Annotated in this window: 15 protein-coding genes; 9 read left to right on the top strand and 6 right to left on the bottom strand. The window is 68.4% G+C overall.

The annotated features are described in order from the left end of the window. A complete protein-coding gene (locus tag ACNQQL_RS33175; protein WP_347068578.1) occupies positions 1-942 on the bottom strand; it encodes a glyoxylate/hydroxypyruvate reductase A in 942 nt (313 codons plus the stop codon). A gap of 294 nt (positions 943-1,236) precedes the next feature. On the opposite strand from ACNQQL_RS33175, the gene ACNQQL_RS33170 reads away from it, so the two are divergent. Continuing rightward, positions 1,237-1,860, top strand: a complete 624-nt coding sequence (locus tag ACNQQL_RS33170; RefSeq protein ID WP_347068576.1) for an alpha/beta hydrolase — start codon at positions 1,237-1,239, stop codon at positions 1,858-1,860. 38 nt (positions 1,861-1,898) lie between these two features. Here ACNQQL_RS33170 and ACNQQL_RS33165 read toward each other — a convergent pair whose 3' ends face one another. Beyond that, positions 1,899-2,183 carry a hypothetical protein gene (locus tag ACNQQL_RS33165; protein ID WP_347068574.1) on the bottom strand — a complete coding sequence of 95 codons (285 nt, stop codon included), beginning with the start codon at positions 2,181-2,183 and terminating at the stop codon, positions 1,899-1,901. A 160-nt stretch (positions 2,184-2,343) separates the two neighbouring features. After that, positions 2,344-3,264: a LysR substrate-binding domain-containing protein gene (locus ACNQQL_RS33160; protein ID WP_204424790.1), complete on the bottom strand. Its 921-nt coding sequence runs from the start codon at positions 3,262-3,264 to the stop codon at positions 2,344-2,346. Positions 3,265-3,376: 112 nt separating this feature from the next. On the opposite strand from ACNQQL_RS33160, the gene ACNQQL_RS33155 reads away from it, so the two are divergent. Both ACNQQL_RS33155 and ACNQQL_RS33150 read left to right on the top strand, forming a co-directional pair. Further along, positions 3,377-4,015, top strand: coding sequence for a glutathione S-transferase family protein (locus ACNQQL_RS33155; protein ID WP_175963767.1), 639 nt, complete (start codon positions 3,377-3,379; stop codon positions 4,013-4,015). Positions 4,016-4,156: 141 nt separating this feature from the next. Next, on the top strand, positions 4,157-6,358 hold the full coding sequence (locus ACNQQL_RS33150; protein WP_347068572.1) for a TonB-dependent siderophore receptor: 2,202 nt from the start codon (positions 4,157-4,159) through the stop codon (positions 6,356-6,358). A gap of 17 nt (positions 6,359-6,375) precedes the next feature. Here ACNQQL_RS33150 and ACNQQL_RS33145 read toward each other — a convergent pair whose 3' ends face one another. Beyond that, positions 6,376-7,644 (bottom strand): MFS transporter, encoded by a 1,269-nt coding sequence (locus tag ACNQQL_RS33145; RefSeq protein ID WP_347068570.1) that lies wholly within the window; start codon positions 7,642-7,644, stop codon positions 6,376-6,378. 97 nt (positions 7,645-7,741) lie between these two features. Between ACNQQL_RS33145 and ACNQQL_RS33140 the strand changes: the two genes are divergently transcribed. The 3 genes from ACNQQL_RS33140 to ACNQQL_RS33130 all read left to right on the top strand — a co-directional run bounded on the left by ACNQQL_RS33140 (position 7,742) and on the right by ACNQQL_RS33130 (position 9,533). Further along, complete coding sequence (locus ACNQQL_RS33140) at positions 7,742-8,827, top strand: LysR substrate-binding domain-containing protein (RefSeq protein WP_347068568.1); 1,086 nt, start codon at positions 7,742-7,744, stop codon at positions 8,825-8,827. Positions 8,828-8,943: 116 nt separating this feature from the next. Then, on the top strand, positions 8,944-9,153 hold the full coding sequence (locus ACNQQL_RS33135) for a hypothetical protein (protein ID WP_347068566.1): 210 nt from the start codon (positions 8,944-8,946) through the stop codon (positions 9,151-9,153). After that, a complete protein-coding gene (locus ACNQQL_RS33130; RefSeq protein WP_347068564.1) occupies positions 9,153-9,533 on the top strand; it encodes a type II toxin-antitoxin system VapC family toxin in 381 nt (126 codons plus the stop codon). Before ACNQQL_RS33135 ends, ACNQQL_RS33130 begins: the two co-directional genes overlap by 1 nt. A gap of 56 nt (positions 9,534-9,589) precedes the next feature. On the opposite strand, the gene dapA is transcribed toward ACNQQL_RS33130, so the two are convergent. After that, the gene (dapA, locus tag ACNQQL_RS33125) at positions 9,590-10,483 is read right to left on the bottom strand and encodes a 4-hydroxy-tetrahydrodipicolinate synthase (protein WP_347068562.1); all 894 of its coding nucleotides are present in this window, start codon (positions 10,481-10,483) and stop codon (positions 9,590-9,592) included. Positions 10,484-10,935: 452 nt separating this feature from the next. Here dapA and ACNQQL_RS33120 point away from each other — a divergent pair, with 452 nt between their 5' ends. Together ACNQQL_RS33120 and ACNQQL_RS33115 are read left to right on the top strand one after the other, a co-directional pair. After that, the gene (locus ACNQQL_RS33120; protein ID WP_072437433.1) at positions 10,936-11,955 is read left to right on the top strand and encodes a sulfate ABC transporter substrate-binding protein; all 1,020 of its coding nucleotides are present in this window, start codon (positions 10,936-10,938) and stop codon (positions 11,953-11,955) included. Between the two features lie 192 nt (positions 11,956-12,147). Then, positions 12,148-13,110, top strand: coding sequence for an ion channel (locus tag ACNQQL_RS33115; RefSeq protein ID WP_072437431.1), 963 nt, complete (start codon positions 12,148-12,150; stop codon positions 13,108-13,110). Between the two features lie 37 nt (positions 13,111-13,147). Here ACNQQL_RS33115 and ACNQQL_RS33110 read toward each other — a convergent pair whose 3' ends face one another. Further along, positions 13,148-13,762, bottom strand: coding sequence for a glutathione S-transferase family protein (locus ACNQQL_RS33110; protein WP_034179197.1), 615 nt, complete (start codon positions 13,760-13,762; stop codon positions 13,148-13,150). A 429-nt stretch (positions 13,763-14,191) separates the two neighbouring features. On the opposite strand from ACNQQL_RS33110, the gene ACNQQL_RS33105 reads away from it, so the two are divergent. After that, complete coding sequence (locus ACNQQL_RS33105; RefSeq protein ID WP_347068559.1) at positions 14,192-14,749, top strand: sugar O-acetyltransferase; 558 nt, start codon at positions 14,192-14,194, stop codon at positions 14,747-14,749. The last annotated feature ends 1,291 nt before the right edge of the window (positions 14,750-16,040 follow it).

Genomic DNA, 16,040 nt, shown 5'->3' with positions numbered 1-16,040 from the left:
TCAGTAGCCGCGCGCGTAGTCGACGATGCCGCCGACGCGCTCGCCGCGCTCGAATGCGCGGATCTTGCCGGCGATCTGCTCGACGGCCTCCGCGCGCAGCGTTTCGGCCGAGCTGTGCGGCGTGATCGTGATGCGCGGCGCGCGCCAGAACGGATGGTCGTCCGGCAGCGGTTCGTGCTGGAACACGTCGAGCGTTGCCGCGGCGATCCGGCCGCTCGCGAGCGCGTCGAGCAGGTCGGCCTCGACGAGATGCGTGCCGCGCGCGACGTTGACGACGTACGCGCCGGGCGCGAGTCGCGCGAACGCGCGCGACGACAGGATGCCGTCGGTGTCGGGCGTGCTCGGCAGCAGGTTGACGAGCACCTTCGCACCGTCGATGCATGCATCGAACGCGCCGTCGCCGGCGAAGGTCGCGATGCCGTCGAGCTGCTTCGCGCCGCGGCTGTAGCCGCGCACCGGCAGGCCGAGCGCGGCGAGCGCGAGCGCGACCTGCGCGCCGAGCACGCCGAGGCCGAGCACGGCGACGGTGAACGTTGCGCGCGGATGCGGTTCGAGCGGCTGCCAGCGGCGCTCGCGTTGCTGCGCGTCGTATTCGTCGAAACGGCGCAGGTAGCGCAGTACCGCGTGCGTCACGTATTCGACCATCTGCCGTGCCATGCCCGAATCCTCGAGCCGCACGAGCGGCACGTGCGCGGGCAGCGTGCCCGGATGCGCGCGGTCGAGCGCGAGCAGCGCGTCGACGCCCGCGCCGAGGTTGAAGATCGCGCGCAGGCCGTCGCGCGGCGCGAAGAACTCGCGCGGCGCGCGCCATACGAGCGCGTAGTCGGCGGCGGCCGTGTCGCCCGGCTGCCATGCGCGCAGTTCGGCTTCCGGCAGCGCGTGCGCGATCTCGTCGCGCCATGCGGCGGCTTCCTGGTGCGGGGAGTAGAACAGGATCTTCATTGCGTGACTTCGCGCGCGCCGGCGAGGCTCGTCACGGGAACGGCGAGAGGGGCCGGGCGCAGCGCGCCGGCGGGCGTAGCGGACATCGGGCGTCTCCTGACGACCGGGCCCGGCGCGTCGACGCCGGGCCCGGTTCCGTGTGAAGCTGACGGGAAGCCCACATTCTACGGTTTCGACGCGAATCGCGCCGTCGCGCGGGCCGGCGCGCGCAAAAGCAAAGCACAAAATATTGGTTCGGCCGCCGGGCGCCGCGCGCCACAATCGAAACTCGTCTTCAAGCAAGCGAGGGCAATCATGCGCGCATGCAGCAAATCGGCGTGGCCGCCGCGGCTCGTCACCGTACCGGGCCTGCACGGCAGCGAAGGCGCTCACTGGCAGACCTGGCTCGAGCGGCAGTTCCCGCGCTCGCTGCGCGTCGAGCAGGACGACTGGGACGCGCCCGATCTCGCGCGCTGGGCGCAGTCCGTGCGCGCGCTGCTCGACCGCGAGCGCGGCCCGTTCGTGCTCGCCGCGCACAGCTTCGGCTGCCTTGCGGCCGCGCATGCGCTTGCGCAGTGGCCGCATACGGGCGATGTCGCGGGCGTGCTGCTCGTCGCGCCCGCCAGTCCGAAGAAATTCACGTTTGCCGGGCCGTTCGACGCACGCCGGCTCGCGGTGCCGTCGATCGTGATCGGCAGCGAGACCGATCCGTGGATGCCGCTCGCCGATGCGCGGGCGCTCGCGCAGCGCCTGGGCAGCGCGTTCGTGAACCTCGGCGACGCCGGGCACATCAATACGGCAGCCGGCTTCGGGCCGTGGCCGCGCGCGAAGTACTTCGTCGACACGCTCGTCCATTGCGCGGCGCCGCTGCGCTTTCGCGATGCGGACGACGGCTTCGAGGCCGCGCTCGTCGACCGCGCGCTCGCGCACGCGGTCTGACCACCTCGGTTCTGCGGTCGGGGGCGGAAACGGCGCGATCAGCCCGGCGAAGATGCAGCGGAGGCCGACGCGGCCGCGTTCGACGCGGGCTTCGCATCGTCGTCGTCATCGGGCGGGTAGTGCACGACGGGCGGTGCGAGCGGCGCGGCATCGGACGCGGCGGCATTCGCGGTCGCATTGCTGTTGAACGCGCTGGCGGAGCCGCTCGATGCGCCGGCCTGCTGCGAGGCATCGGCCGCGTGCGCGTCGTGCGGCGCGTCGTCGCTGCAGGCGGCGACCAAAGCGGCGGCACAAAGAACGACGACGGCGGAAACGCGACGCATGACTTCTCTCCTGGCAGGCTGATCGGGAAACGTTTTCGAGTATGCCGATACGATGCGACGTTTCGGTGAATCGTTTGCGATCGGTGAGTGATCGCGAAACGCTTTCGTCAAATTAACGGATTACTTTCGCGTGCGTGCGGCCATCGCCGATCGCCGGCTGTCAGCGCCGCGGTGTCCTGCGCCGTACTTCGCTGCGCAGCCAGTCGAGCCAGGTGCGGATCGCCGCTTCGTGCGGATGGCCGGGGCGCCACACGACGTAGTGCGCATACACGTCGGTCACGCGCACCGTCGACACGCGCACGAGCGTGCCGGCCGCGAGTTCGGGCTCGATCAGCGAGCGGCGTGCGAGTGCGACGCCGCGCCCTTTCAGCGTCGCGTCGATCAGCGCGTTCGCATCGGTGAAGCGCGGCGCGCGCGCGGATTCGGTGAGGTCGAGCCGCGCGGCCTGGAACCACGGTTCCCACGGCTGCGCGGGATGGCGCAGCAGCGTCGCGCGCACGAGATCGGCCGGCGCTCGCGGCGCGACGCCGTCGCGATTGCGGTACACGGGGCTCGCGACCGGAAAGATCGTCTCGTTCATCAGTTTCTCGGCGACGACGCCCGGCCACGTGCCGGGCCCGTAGCGCAGCGCGACGTCGATGCGGTCGCGCTTGCGCAGCGGCGCGAGCGTCGCGTCCGGGTGCAGCGCGATCGCGATGTGCGGATGCGCGGCCGAGAAGCGCGGCAGGCGCGGTGCAAGCCAGCGCTCGGCGACGCTCGGCAGCACGCTCACGTTCAGCGTGACGTCGCAGGTGCGCGGGCGGCTGCGCACGGCGAGCGTCGGCTCGAATGCGCGTTCGAGCACGTTCAGGCCCTGACGCACCTGCAGCGCGAGCGCGTGCGCGGCGTGCGTCGGTGTCGCGCCGTTGCGCTCGCGCGTGAAGAGCGGATAGCCGAGCTGCGCCTCGAGCGTGCGGATGTGCTGGCTGACCGCGCCTTGCGTGAGTGCGAGTGCGTCGGCCGCGCGCGTGAAGCTCTGCAGCCGCACGGCGGCCTCGAACGCGCGCAGCGTCTGCAGCGGAGGGAGGTGGATGCGTCGCATGCGGATATTAGTAACACTAATGTCCGAGCACGACAATTCATCGTTTGCGGCGCCCGGCCGCGCGTTCCTACACTCGGTTCCGTCTTCCACAGCCCGGTCGGGCCACACCATCATGAACGCATACCGTCTCTATCTTTCGCCGGGCGCCTGCTCGCTTGCCGCTCACATCGCGCTGGAGGAAACCGGCGCGCCTTTCGACGTCGAGATCGTCTCCGTGCAGAAACAGCAGAACCTCGAAGCGCGCTATCTCGCGATCAACGCGAAGGCGCGCGTGCCCGTACTCGCGATTCCGGGCGAGCCGCGCGTGCTCACCGAAACGCCCGCGATCCTCACGTATCTCGCGCGCCGTTATCCGGATGCGCGATTGCTGCCGCTCGACGATCCGCTGCGTGAGGCGCGCTGCCACGAATGGCTCGCCTGGCTGGTCGGCTGGGTGCATGGCGTCGGCTACGGCGCGCTGTGGCGGCCGGGCCGCTTCATCGGCGACCCGGCCCTGCACGGTGCGGTCAGCACGCACGGGCGCGGTACGATCGATGCCGCGAACGAGAAGATCGAAGCCGCGCTCGCTGACGGCCGCACATGGGCCGAACCGGGCGGCCATTCGATCGTCGATCCGTTCCTGTTCGTGTTGTATCGCTGGGGCGTCGCGATCGGGCTCGACATGACGCGGCATCCCGCGTGGACCGCCCATGCGCAGCGCGAGGCCGAACGGCCGGCCGCGCGGCGCGCGCTGGCGCGCGAGGCGGGCTGACAGCGCGAGCCAGCCCGATCGGTTGCGCGCCGGTTTCGTCTCCGGGTTCGTTCGCATAACGAAATTCGAACACGTCCAATTGCCATGCCATGTTCATTCATATTGAATGAGAATCATTCTCGTCAATGAGGTGGAATGAACATGAGTCTTTGCATTGTGTCGAGCGCGACGCCGCCGCGTCGCGCGACTGCTTCCGTCGCGTTCGCGATGATGACCTGTGCGGCCGCACCGGCGTGCGCGGAAGAGGCGGACCCGCGGCAGGCGCCGCACCTGAGCCCGATCTTCGTGCAGGGCGACCGCGACACCGGTTCGCGCGTCGACCGCTCCGGCTCCGCGAAATACGCGACGCCGCTGCTCGACGTGCCGCAGACGATCACCGTCGTGCCGCGCGCGGTGCTCGACGAGCAGCAGGCGCTGAGCCTGCGCGAAGCGCTGTCGAACGTCGCGGGCATCACGTTCAACGCGGGCGAGGGCGGCGGCGGGTCGGGCGACATGTTCAACATCCGCGGCTTCGGCGCGAGCGCGAACCTGCAGCTCGACGGCCTGCGCGACAGCGCGCAGAACAATCGCAGCGATCTGTTCAACGTCGAGGCGGTCGAAGTGATCAAGGGGCCGAACTCGGTGTTCGGCGGCGCGGGCACCACGGGCGGTTCGGTGAATCTGGTCAGCAAGGCACCGAAGGCCGGTGCATTCACGGAAGCCGGTGCGACGCTCGGCACGTCCGACTACCGGCGCGTGACGCTCGATGCGAACCGGCCGCTGCCGGGTACCGACGGCAGGGCCGCGTTCCGCCTGAACGCGATGGCGCACGTCAACGACGTGCCGGGCCGCGACGACATCCGCAAGCGGCGCTGGGGCGTCGCGCCATCGCTCGCGTTCGGCCTCGGCACGCCGACGCGCGTCACGCTCGGCTATTTCCACCAGGACGACAACAACCTGCCCGACTACGGACTGCCCGCGCACAACGGGCAGGTGCTGGGCGGCGTGTCGCGCGACAGCTATTTCGGCTGGCGCAACCTCGACCGCGAACGCATCACGTCCGACACATTCACCGTGAAGGCCGAACACGACGTGTCGTCGAACCTGAAGCTGCAGAACCTGAGCCGCTATGCGCACCTGCATCGCGACACGGTGATCTCCGCGTCGCACGTGAACCTGCAGGGGCTGCCGCCCGGGCGCTACAAACCGGCCGGGCCGCAGGGTTACGGCCGCGATGCGTCGACGGCGATGTGGGCGAACCAGACGAACGTCACGAGCACGTTCGGCACGTTCGGGCTCGGGCACACGCTCGTTGCCGGCTTCGAGATCTCGCGGGAAACGTACGACCGCACGACCTATTCATATGGGCTCAACCGGTTCTACCCGGCCGGCGGTTTCCCGCTCGCCGCGCCGCCCGGCGACTGGCGCGGCCCCGCGCAGCGCCAGGACAGCGCGCACAACGACACGGCGCTGGTCGTGAAGGCGCTCTACGCGTTCGACACGATCGCGCTCGGCCGGTACTGGGACGTCGACGTCGGGCTGCGGCACGACTGGATCGACGGCCGCTCGGAAGGCACGCCGGCCGGCAAGCCGACCGAGCGCGCAGACAGCGCCGACCGTCACCTGAGCACGCGCGCCGGGCTCGTGTTCAAGCCGACCGACAACGGCCGTGCGTATTTCGCGTACGGCACGTCGTTCAATCCGTCCGCCGAGTTTCTCGTCACGACAGGCTCGGGCGTGAGCGCGGCGACGGGCGCGCTCGCGCCCGAGAAGAACGAGAGCTTCGAACTCGGCGCGAAATGGGAGGGACTTGCCGGCGTCGCGCTGAACGGCGCGCTGTTCCAGACCGAAAAGAAGAACGCGCGCGAACGGATGGCCGACGGCAGCTACGCGCTCGCTGGCCGGCAGCGCGTGCGCGGCATCGAGCTTGGTGCAGCCGGCAAGGTGACGCCGCGTTGGGACGTGTTCGCGAACTACACGTATTTGGCGAGCGTCACGCTGAGTTCGCCGTCTTCGCCGCGCCGCGACGGGCAGGCGCTCGGCAACACGCCGCGGCACGCGTTCAATCTGTGGACGACCTATCGGCTGCCGGCCGGCTGGACGGTGGGCTACGGTTCGCATTTCGTCGGCCGGCGCAACGTGACGTCGCAAGGCGACGGCCAGCTTGGCGCGTACTGGGTGCACAACCTGATGGCCGGTTACGACGTGAGCCGCCGGCTGCGTTTCCAGCTGAACGTCGACAACCTGTTCGACCGCGCATATGTCGAGCGCGTGCGGCAGGTGTCGGGAAGCGAATCGCGATCGTCCGCGGTCGAGTTCGGCGACGGTCGCTCGGCGATGCTCTCGGCCGTGTACAAGTTCTGACGGTTTGCGCGTGCCCGCTACCGCGAGAACAGCGGATAGGTCGCGCCGGCGACCAGCGCGGCCGCGAGCCAGACGACGCTCCACGAACTGACGGCGAGCAACGGCGGAATCGCGAGCGGCGTCGCGAACAGCCCGAGGTAGACGATCGTGTTCGCCATCCCGAGCGCGGTGCCCGCGTGGTTCACGCCGGCGAGCGTCGCGAGCTCCGTATACGCGACTCCGTGCCATGCCGATACGCAGACGCCCGCAAACACGAGAATCGCGACGATCGCTGCGAGCGGCACGTGCGGGCTGCCGGCCGTCGCGGCTGCAAGCAGCGCGAACGACCCGGCGGCGACGAGCACCGAACCGCGCAGGTACGCGCGGCGGTTGCCGTGCCGGTCGGTATGACGGCCGCTCCAGACGCGCATCACCATCGCGCCGAGCTGCAGCGCGACCATCGCCGCGCTGATGCCGGCGAGGCCGAGCCGGCCGAAGTCGTGCAGGAACACCGTCGCGAACGTGAGCACCGCGAACTGCGGCGTGCACAGCAGGCCCATGCCGAGCACGATGCGCCACACGCGGCCGCTCGCAAGCGGGCCGCGCGCATGCCGGGCGGGCTGCTGCTGTTCGACGGGACGATGCACGGTGCCGTGCACGGCGGCCGGCGCGGCGGGCGGTTCGTGCAGCCAGCGCCAGGTCAGCGCGGCCGATCCCGCGCACAACAGCATCAGCGCACCGAACACCGCGGCGAAACCCAGGTGCGACGCGAGCGACGGCAGCAGTGCCGCACCGATGCCGCCGCCGAGCGGCACGGCCGTCTGGCGGATGCTCATCGCGAGGCCGCGTTCGCGCTCGCCGAACCAGCGCATCACCGCCCGCCCGCTCGACCCGTTCACGCTGCCGCCAAGCAGGCCGACGCAGCTCATCATCGCGACGACGCGCATCAGCGGCGGCACCGCGTGCGCGGTCGGGACGATCGTGCACACCATCAGCGCGAGCATCGCGGCCGTCGCGACGAGCCCGCTCAGCAGCACGCGGCGATCGCCGAAACGGTCGGCGGCGATCCCCCAAGGCAGCTCGGACAGTGCGACGCCGAAGCCGAGCGCACCGAGCACGAGGCCGAGCGCGCCGTTGTCGAGGTGATAGGCCGTGCGCATCCACACGGCGGTGGTCGGAATGCCGGCCGCGGCGGCCGAAAAGCTCATGTTCGCGGCGACGCCGGCCGCCAGCACGCGCCAGCGGTGGGCGGGCCCGCGCGCGTCGCGGGCGGGCGAGGAGGGGGAAGCGATGCAGGTGGTATCCATGGCGGCAGGCCCGGTTGGAAATTGACATCGACAGTCTGGCGGCCTACATTCATCCTGAAAATCGGAAAGTTTTTGACGAATCGTTCGGTAAAACAGGATGATTGACGTGCCCGAACAAGACCTTCCCCGCGGTGGCGGCGAGCCGCCCGCAATGGCCGATGCCGCGCAGGCCCGGCCCAATTTCGACGTGGCGGCGTTGCGCAGCCTCGTCGCGGGCGTGGATCTCGGCAGTTTCGCGAAGGCGGCCGACCGCGTCGCGCGCTCGTCGTCGGCGGTGAGCGCGCAGATCCGCAAGCTCGAAGAGCAGGCCGGCACGCCGCTGTTCGTGAAAGCCGGGCGCGGGCTCGCGCTGACCGATGCCGGCGACGCGATGCTGCGTTATGCGCGCCGGCTGATCGAGCTGAACGACGAGGCGGCCGCGGCCGTGCGCGGCGTGAATCTCGACGGCTGGGTGCGCGTCGGGCTGCAGGAGGATTTCGGCGAGGCGATCCTGCCCGACGTGCTCGGGCGATTTGCGCGCGCGCATCCGAAGGTGAGGATCGAGGCGCGCGTGGCGCGCAATGCCGAACTGCTCGACCGGCTCGATGCGAACCAGCTCGATCTCGCGCTGGTGTGGGGCGACCCGGCGTCGGCGGCGCTCGTGTCGCGGGCAGGGATCGACAGCGAAGCGATCGCGCAGGTGCCGATGCAATGGATCGGCGCGGTGGGCGCGGGCGGTTTCGGGATGCCGGACGGCGGCGGGGAGGGGGCGGAAGACGGTGCGGCACCGGTTGCGCGCGGCGAAACGGCCGGCGAAGCGGGCGGCCGTGCCGTGCGCGCGCCTGGCGAGCCGCTGCCGCTCGTCGTGTTCGACCGGCCGTGCCGGTTCTTCGGCGCGGCAACCGATGCGCTCGACCGCGCGGGCGTGCCGTGGCGCGTCGCGTTCACGACGCCGAGCCTTGCCGGGCTATGGGCGGCGGCGGCAGCCGGCCTCGGGCTGACGGTGCGCTCGCACTACGGGCTGCCCGCGTCGGTGCGCGTGCTCGACGCGGCGTCGTCCGGGCTGCCGGAACTGCCGAGCCTGCCGCTGATCCTGCTGCGGCGCACGTCGTCGGCGACGCCGACCGTCGACCGGCTCGCGCGGATCGTGACGCAGGCGGTGCGGGATGCGACGGAGGGGGCGCTGGCGGCGCTGGCGGCCTGACGAGACGTTCGATTGCCGCCGCGGGTTGCGACTCGGCAGCCCCTCTGTCGATCGGCCGAATGGATCGATCGGTCGAACGTGACTACAGTGATGGTCACCCAGTAACGGAGGTCATCATGCAAAACGCGAACATTCCCGACGCCGGCGCTTTCGATTCATCGCAACGGGCTGATGCCACGATCCGCGGTGACGGGGCGTCAGCCGATCGATTCGCGCCTGCCAGGCAACCCATTCGGTTTGGAGTCCTGCAAGGGCAGGCCTGGATCGCGGACGACTTCGACGCTCCGCTGCCCGATTACCTGCTGGATGCTTTCGAAGGGCGCTGATGCGGCTGTTGCTCGATACGCACATCTTTTTGTGGATCGTGACCAATGACCCCAAGCTCAGCGCACGGGCGCGCAGACTGATCTCGGCCGCCGACGAACGTTTCGTCAGCAGCGCGAGTATCTGGGAGGCCGCCATCAAGGCCGGCTTGGGAAAGCTCGACATCGACGTGGGCAAGCTGGTCCGCTCGATCGGCGCAAGCGGGATTCGCGAGCTACCGGTTCGGGCCGTGCATGGGGCCGCAGTCCGTGATTTGCCTCGCCACCATCGCGATCCGTTCGATCGCCTGCTGGTCGCGCAGGCACGGCACGAACCGCTTCAGCTCGTGACTGCCGACGCCCTTCTTGCACGGTACGGCCTGTCTCTGGTTCTGACAGTTTGAAATAATCCGTCGGGTTGAAATTCATCTGTCGCCAGCGCCTCACGCGGCGTAGAGGCCTATGCTGCCGCGACGTCCGGCTCGATTTCTTCGAGTGCCGAGCAGATGACTGCCAGCCTTTCCCGCAACCCCTCGCTCGCTGGCACGAACGGCAGCCGCAACCCGTCCTCGCACCATCCTTGCGCGGCGAGCACGGCCTTCACCGGCGCAGGGTTCGGCTCCGCGAACAGCGCCGCGACGAGCGGCTGCAGCGCGACCGACAGGCGCCGTGCATCGGCGAGCCGCCCGTCGCGCAGCAGCGCATGGATGCGCACATACCATTCGGGCAGCACGTGCGCGCTGCTGGCAATCGCGCCGTGCGCACCGGCGCACAGTGCCGCGAAGTTCTGGTTGTCGTCGCCGGACAGGATCGCGAGCGGCGTGTCGTGCACGAGCCGGCTCATCCGGTCGAGCGTGCCGCCGCATTCCTTGATGCCCGCGACGCGCGGGTCGCGCGCGAGCGCCTGCAGCGTTTCCAGTTCGACGTTCACGCCGGTGCGGTACGGGATGTTGTAGACGAGCACCGGCAGGTCGGCCGCGTCGACGATCGCCTCGACATGGCGGCGGATGCCGTCCTGCGTCGGCCGCACGTAGACGGGCGGCGTGACGAGCAGCCCGTCGGGCCGCAGCGCGGCGAGTTCGCTCGCGCGGGCCGCCGCGACATGCGTCGCGCTCGCGGTCAGCCCGACGACGATCGGCAGGCCAGGCGCCGCGTCGCGCAGCGTCGCGAACACGGCGTCCTGTTCGCGCGCGTCGAGCAGCACGCCTTCACCGGTCGTCGCGCCCGCGACGAAACCCGCGATGCCCGCGGCCGCATAGTGGCGCGCGAGCCGCGCGAGCGCCGCATGATCGACTTCGCCGTGGTGGAACGGCGTGACGATCGGCAGCCAGATACCTTCGAAACGTGTGTGCATGCAAAGCCTCATGGTGGAAACGGAGTGGGAAGGAACCGTTCCGCCGGCGGAGTGCCGGAACGAGGCATGCGGGCAAGGAGAAAGAAACGACCTGCGGGCATCCCGTCCGGCATTCGCCTGACGGGACGCGACGTCCCCGTCAGTCGAGGAGTCGTTTTTTCAGTTTCAGCCCGGCCGCGCGCGCACCTGCCGCGACGGCGGCGAGGATCGGGAGCGAGCGCAGGGCAGCGGACATGGATGAACCGTGAAGTGGGCTGAACGGCGATCTTAACACCGGATCTGGCGCGCGCGCGAGCGTCCGCCGCCGTTTAGCAGGATTCGAGATTTGCTTTCCACGACTGATTGGAAAGCGCGCCGCGGCCGGCCGCTAGAATGCCCGCTTACGTTTCGATGACAGCGCGTACGCGTGCCGTCACGCACATTCACCACCACTGGAAACGGGGTATATCACGATGGCAAGCATCAAGGGAATCGGCCGCTGGCTGCACACGGGCGCGGCGGCGGCGCTGGTCGTGGCGGCGACGGTTGCGCACGCGGACACGTCGATCCTGAACGTGTCGTACGATGTGACGCGCGAGCTGTACAAGGACATCAATGCGAGCTTTGCCGCCGCATACAAGCAGAAGACCGGCGAGACGGTCGCGCTCAAGCAGTCGCACGGCGCGTCGAGCGCGCAAGCGCTGTCGGTGCTGCAGGGGCTGCAGGCCGACGTCGTGACGATGAACCAGCCGAACGACATCGACCTGCTCGCCGAGCGCGGCCAGCTGCTGCCGAAGGACTGGCGCGCGCGCTTCCCGGACAACAGCTCGCCGTACTCGACGACGATGGTGTTCCTCGTGCGCAAGGGCAACCCGAAGGCGATCAAGGACTGGAGCGATCTCGCGAAGCCGGGCGTCCAGGTGATCATCGCGAACCCGAAGACGTCGGGTAACGGCCGCTACGCGTATCTCGCCGCGTGGGGCTTCCAGAAGCAGAAGGGCGCGACCGACCAGCAGGCGCTCGACTTCGAGAAGGCGATCTTCCGCAACGTGCCGGTGCTCGACTCGGGCGGCCGAGGCGCGACGACGACGTTCACGCAGCGCGGCATCGGTGACGTGCTGGTCACGTTCGAGAACGAAGTCGCGCTGATGGACACCGGCGCGTCGGGCGCTCAGTTCGACGCCGTATATCCGTCGGCGAGCATCCTCGCGGAGCCGCCCGTCGCCGTCGTCGACAAGGTCGTCGACAAGAAGGGCACGCGCAAGGTCGCGCAGGCGTATCTCGACTACCTGTACACGCCGGAAGCGCAGGAGATCATCGCGCAGCATCATCTGCGCCCGCGCGACGCGAACGTGCTGAAGAAGCATGCGGCCGAGTTCAAGTCGCTGAAGACGTTCAGCGTCGAGCAGGTCTTCGGTAGCTGGGCGAACGCGCAGAAGACCCATTTCGCCGACGGCGGCACGTTCGACCAGGTGATCGTCGACCGGAAGTGATAACGGCGCGCACCGCGCGCATTTCCGCACGATGACGATGCAGCCGGCTGCTTTCATGCGGCCGGTTTTTTTCGACGCTGCGCGGCCGCACGCGTCCGGCGGCGCGGCAAATTTCCATTCCGAATCGGCGCGCATTCCCGGCCGCCGCCGCGCGTGCTACGCTCATCGCCTTCCTGCAACCGGCATCGCGCGATGAACGTCGATTCGTCCTCCCCAGCTTCCCGCGGCCGTGGCCGCAAGATCTGGTCGGGCACCCGCCCGGTGATCGCGTACGGGATGCCGCCGCTCGGCTGGCGCGACTTCTATCACCGCGCGCTGACGGTGAGCTGGCCCGTGTTCTTCCTGTCGCTCGCGGTGCTGTTCCTGCTGCTCAACGGCGGCTTCGCGATGCTCTACATGCTTGGCCACGCGCCGATCGCGAACCAGTCGCCGGCCGGGTTCGGCGGCGCGTTCTTCTTCAGCGTCGAGACGCTCGCGACCGTCGGCTACGGCGACATGCATCCGCAGACTACTTATGCGCACCTGGTCGCGACGTTCGAGATCTTCGTCGGGATGTCGAGCATCGCGCTGGCCACGGGGCTCGTGTTCGCGCGGTTTTCCAGGCCGCAGGCGAAGATCCTGTTCGCGCGCTATGCGATCGTGCGGCCGCTGAACGGCCGAATGACGCTGATGGTGCGCGCCGCGAATGCGCGCCAGAACGTGATTGCCGAGGCGCAGGCGAAATTGCGGCTGATGCGTGTCGAAGGCACGCACGAGGGCTACTCGCTGCGCAAGATCCACGACCTGCCGCTCGTGCGCAGCGAGCATCCGATCTTCCTGCTCGGCTGGAACCTGATGCACGTGATCGACGAATCGAGCGCGCTGTTCGGCGAGACGCCCGAATCGCTCGCCGCGCGCGACGCGTCGCTGCTGATCACGATCGAGGGCTCGGACGAGACGACCGCGCAGGTCATGCAGGCGCGTCACTCGTGGGCGCACGGGGAGATCCGCTGGCGTCACCGCTATGTCGACCTGATGCACGACGAAGACGGCATCACGCACATCGACTACACGCATTTTCACGACATAGTGCCGGTCGACGCCGACACCGACGAGCGCGGTTCGCCGGGCGTGGTGGTCGACGCGGGCGCGGCGGCGCAGGGGCCGGCTGCGTAGGTGTGCTCGAGGGGCGGCGGGCGCCGCCCCGCATGCGTCACGCGTGCAGCAGACGCGCCGCTTCGCGTTGCTCGATCGCGACCGCGCGGCGGAACGCGTCGCGGTCCTCGGCTCGCGCGACGTAGTCGCCGAGCACGCCTTCGTGCGGTAGCAGATGCGCGTCGAACGCGATCTTCAGCGTGCTGGCGAGCAGCAGGTCGGCCGCGGTGAAGCGGTCGCCGACGAGCCAGGGGCTGTGGGCGAGCGTCTGCGCGAGCGCGCGCTGCACGCGCGTGATGTTGCCCCAGCCGAACGCGACCGGATTGCCCGATGCGCCCGTGAACTTCTCGGCCATTGCCGGTTCGAGGCAGGTCGGCGTGAAGAACATCCATTGCAGGAAACGGCCGCGCAGCGGATCGTCGGGTGCGATGCCGAGCCCGGCGCCGGGGCAACGGTCGGCGAGATAGAGCAGCACGGCGCCCGATTCGGCGAACGGCGCGCTGCCGTCGTCGAGCGCGGGCAGCTTGGCCATCGGGTTGACCTGGACGAACGCGTCGCTGCCCTGTTCGTGCGAGCGCAGGTCGATCGGCACGAGTTCGTACACCACGCCGATTTCCTCGAGCATCCACAACGCCCGGAATGCCCGGGTCTTCGGCCAGTAGTAGAGCTTCATCGTGCCTCCGCGTTTGGGTGCAGGCAGGGTCCGGTGGATGCTCAAGCGTACCCGAGCGCAGGAGGTTCGGACAGGGGCGCCCGGCCAGGGGCGGCCGGCCAGACGCGCCCGGCTAGGGGCGGCCCGCTGCGCGCGTCTCGTCCGGTGTGTTGTGTCGGACATGAATCGGGTAGAAGGCCGGGCGAAGCCCGCTGTTACAAGGATTATTCGAATAACTAGTTATATTGAAACTAGTTATGAATAACGTCGAAAAATCCCGGTGTAAGCCTGCGTCACTACAATGCACCGCCTCTCCCGCTGCACGCGTGCACATGGCAGTGCAGGCATTCATCCGCGATCGCGACGCTTTGCGCAACGCGGGAATCTTCAACCCGGCGCCGCTGCCGCGCACCCACCGCCGGTTCGACCGCGCATGGAGACAAGCAACGAATGGCAAACGACGATCGCACTATGATCATTCCGCGAAGAACGCCGGAATCGGCGGCCATGGTGGCCGAGGTCAAGCGAGCGATGGCGATTACCGCGCGGCTCAACCGCCTGACGTTCGACGATGCGGCAGAAGTTCGCGCGCTGTTCAGCGAGCTGATCGGCACGCAGGTGGACGACGGCTTCGTGCTGATCCCGCCGTTCCATGCGACGGGCGGCGCCGGCATGAAGATCGGGCGCAACGTGTTCGTCAACCAGAACTGCACGTTCTACGACCTGGGCGGGCTCGAGATTGGCGACGACGTGATGATCGGGCCGAACGTCAGCCTCATCACGTCCGGCCATCCGGTCGAACCTTCCCGGCGGCGCGACTTCGTCGTCGCGAAGCCGATCGCGATCGAACGGAACGTGTGGGTCGGCGCGGGTGCGACGATCATCGGCGGCGTGACGGTGGGCGAGCATTCGGTCGTCGCGGCCGGGGCCGTCGTTACCAGGGACGTTCCGCCGAATACGCTGGTCGGCGGCAATCCGGCAACGGTCATCCGTTCGATTGCCGAGTGAGGTTGCCCGGAGTGCGTGTCGGCTTGAGTCGGCGCAATGAGCCGGATGTGGACAACCCACCCTCAAGGCGACTCGAAACGCTGTGCATTTGAATGGTGAGGGTGCCGCCAAGGCTGTCTGGACAAGGCTTTCCTGCTATTGCCCGATTGCCGCGCGTCGATGCGCAGGCCGCTTCCGCCGATGTGCCGATGCACGTTCCTTCGCGCGCTCCGTTGTGGATATCCGGCACCGAAACGACTCGCAGCCCTGTGCATTTCACCGGTGAGGGTGACCGGATGCCACGTAATGCATGAAGAGGGTTGTGGATAACCAATCCAATGAACGACGCGAAATGCTGTGAAATTCAGCGGTGAGTGTCGGTGCCCGATCGCGCGAAGCGCCTGCTCCGGCGCGGCTTCCCGATCTCCGGCGCGGTTCCGGGCGCCGCGCATTCTAGCCGAACGCGTGCATGCGTGACCGAACGTCGAGTGCGTGGCGACGTGGATATCCGGCTCGGGAAGCCAATCGAAGGGCTGTGCATTTTAACGGTGAGCGCGGGTAAGTGGTCCGCAGCGAGCGGATTTCATTGCGCGTATCAACCTTCTCAAGCGACTCGAAGCGCTGTGTAATTCAATGGTGAGCGTGAGTGCGCCATCGGCGGACAGCCGGTCAAGACGCGGCCGTTCGGCCGACAACGTCGTCTGAAGCGCCGCGCATTTCGGGCTCGGGAGCGAGTACGCTATCGAGGGCAACGCGGATTCTCGTGTGGATATCCGGCCAGCCAAACGACTCGCGGCACTGTGTATTTCGAAGGTGAGTGTCGACGCCCGATTGGACAGCGTGCCGATGCCGGCGTGGACTTCCGGTCGTCGTGGCCCTCGGAAACGTACTTCGCCGGCCGACTCACGGATTCTCGTCCATGTGGATATCCGCCTCTCAAAGTCACTCGAAGTGCTGTGGTTTTCAACGGTGAGGGTGCGCGCGAGACCGGACGACAGGGTCGGTTCGGGCGGTGGATAACCACTACCGCAGCCACTCGAAGCGCTGTGTATTTCAACGGTGCGAGCGCCCTTGCGATTGCGCAGCGTAAGTGTTCCGGTGTGAATATCCGGTCGACAAACCCACTCGCGATCCTGTGTATTCGATCGGTGAGAGTGAATCTCGGATCGACGAAACGAGCCGATCCCGATGTGGATATCCACGAACCTGTCCGCATTTTTGTGGGCGAGGCGGTTGAACAGCACGTTATCCGCGCGCCTGCATAAATCGGTCTCCGAACAGGATAGCAAACTGGTTCATCGCCGATTTCCAG

This window comes from Burkholderia sp. LFS061, from assembly GCF_047978125.1.
Classification (GTDB): Bacteria; Pseudomonadota; Gammaproteobacteria; order Burkholderiales; family Burkholderiaceae; genus Burkholderia; species Burkholderia pyrrocinia_C.
The sequence above is the reverse complement of the archived record's forward strand: the minus strand, read 5'-3'. Positions and strand labels throughout refer to the sequence as shown.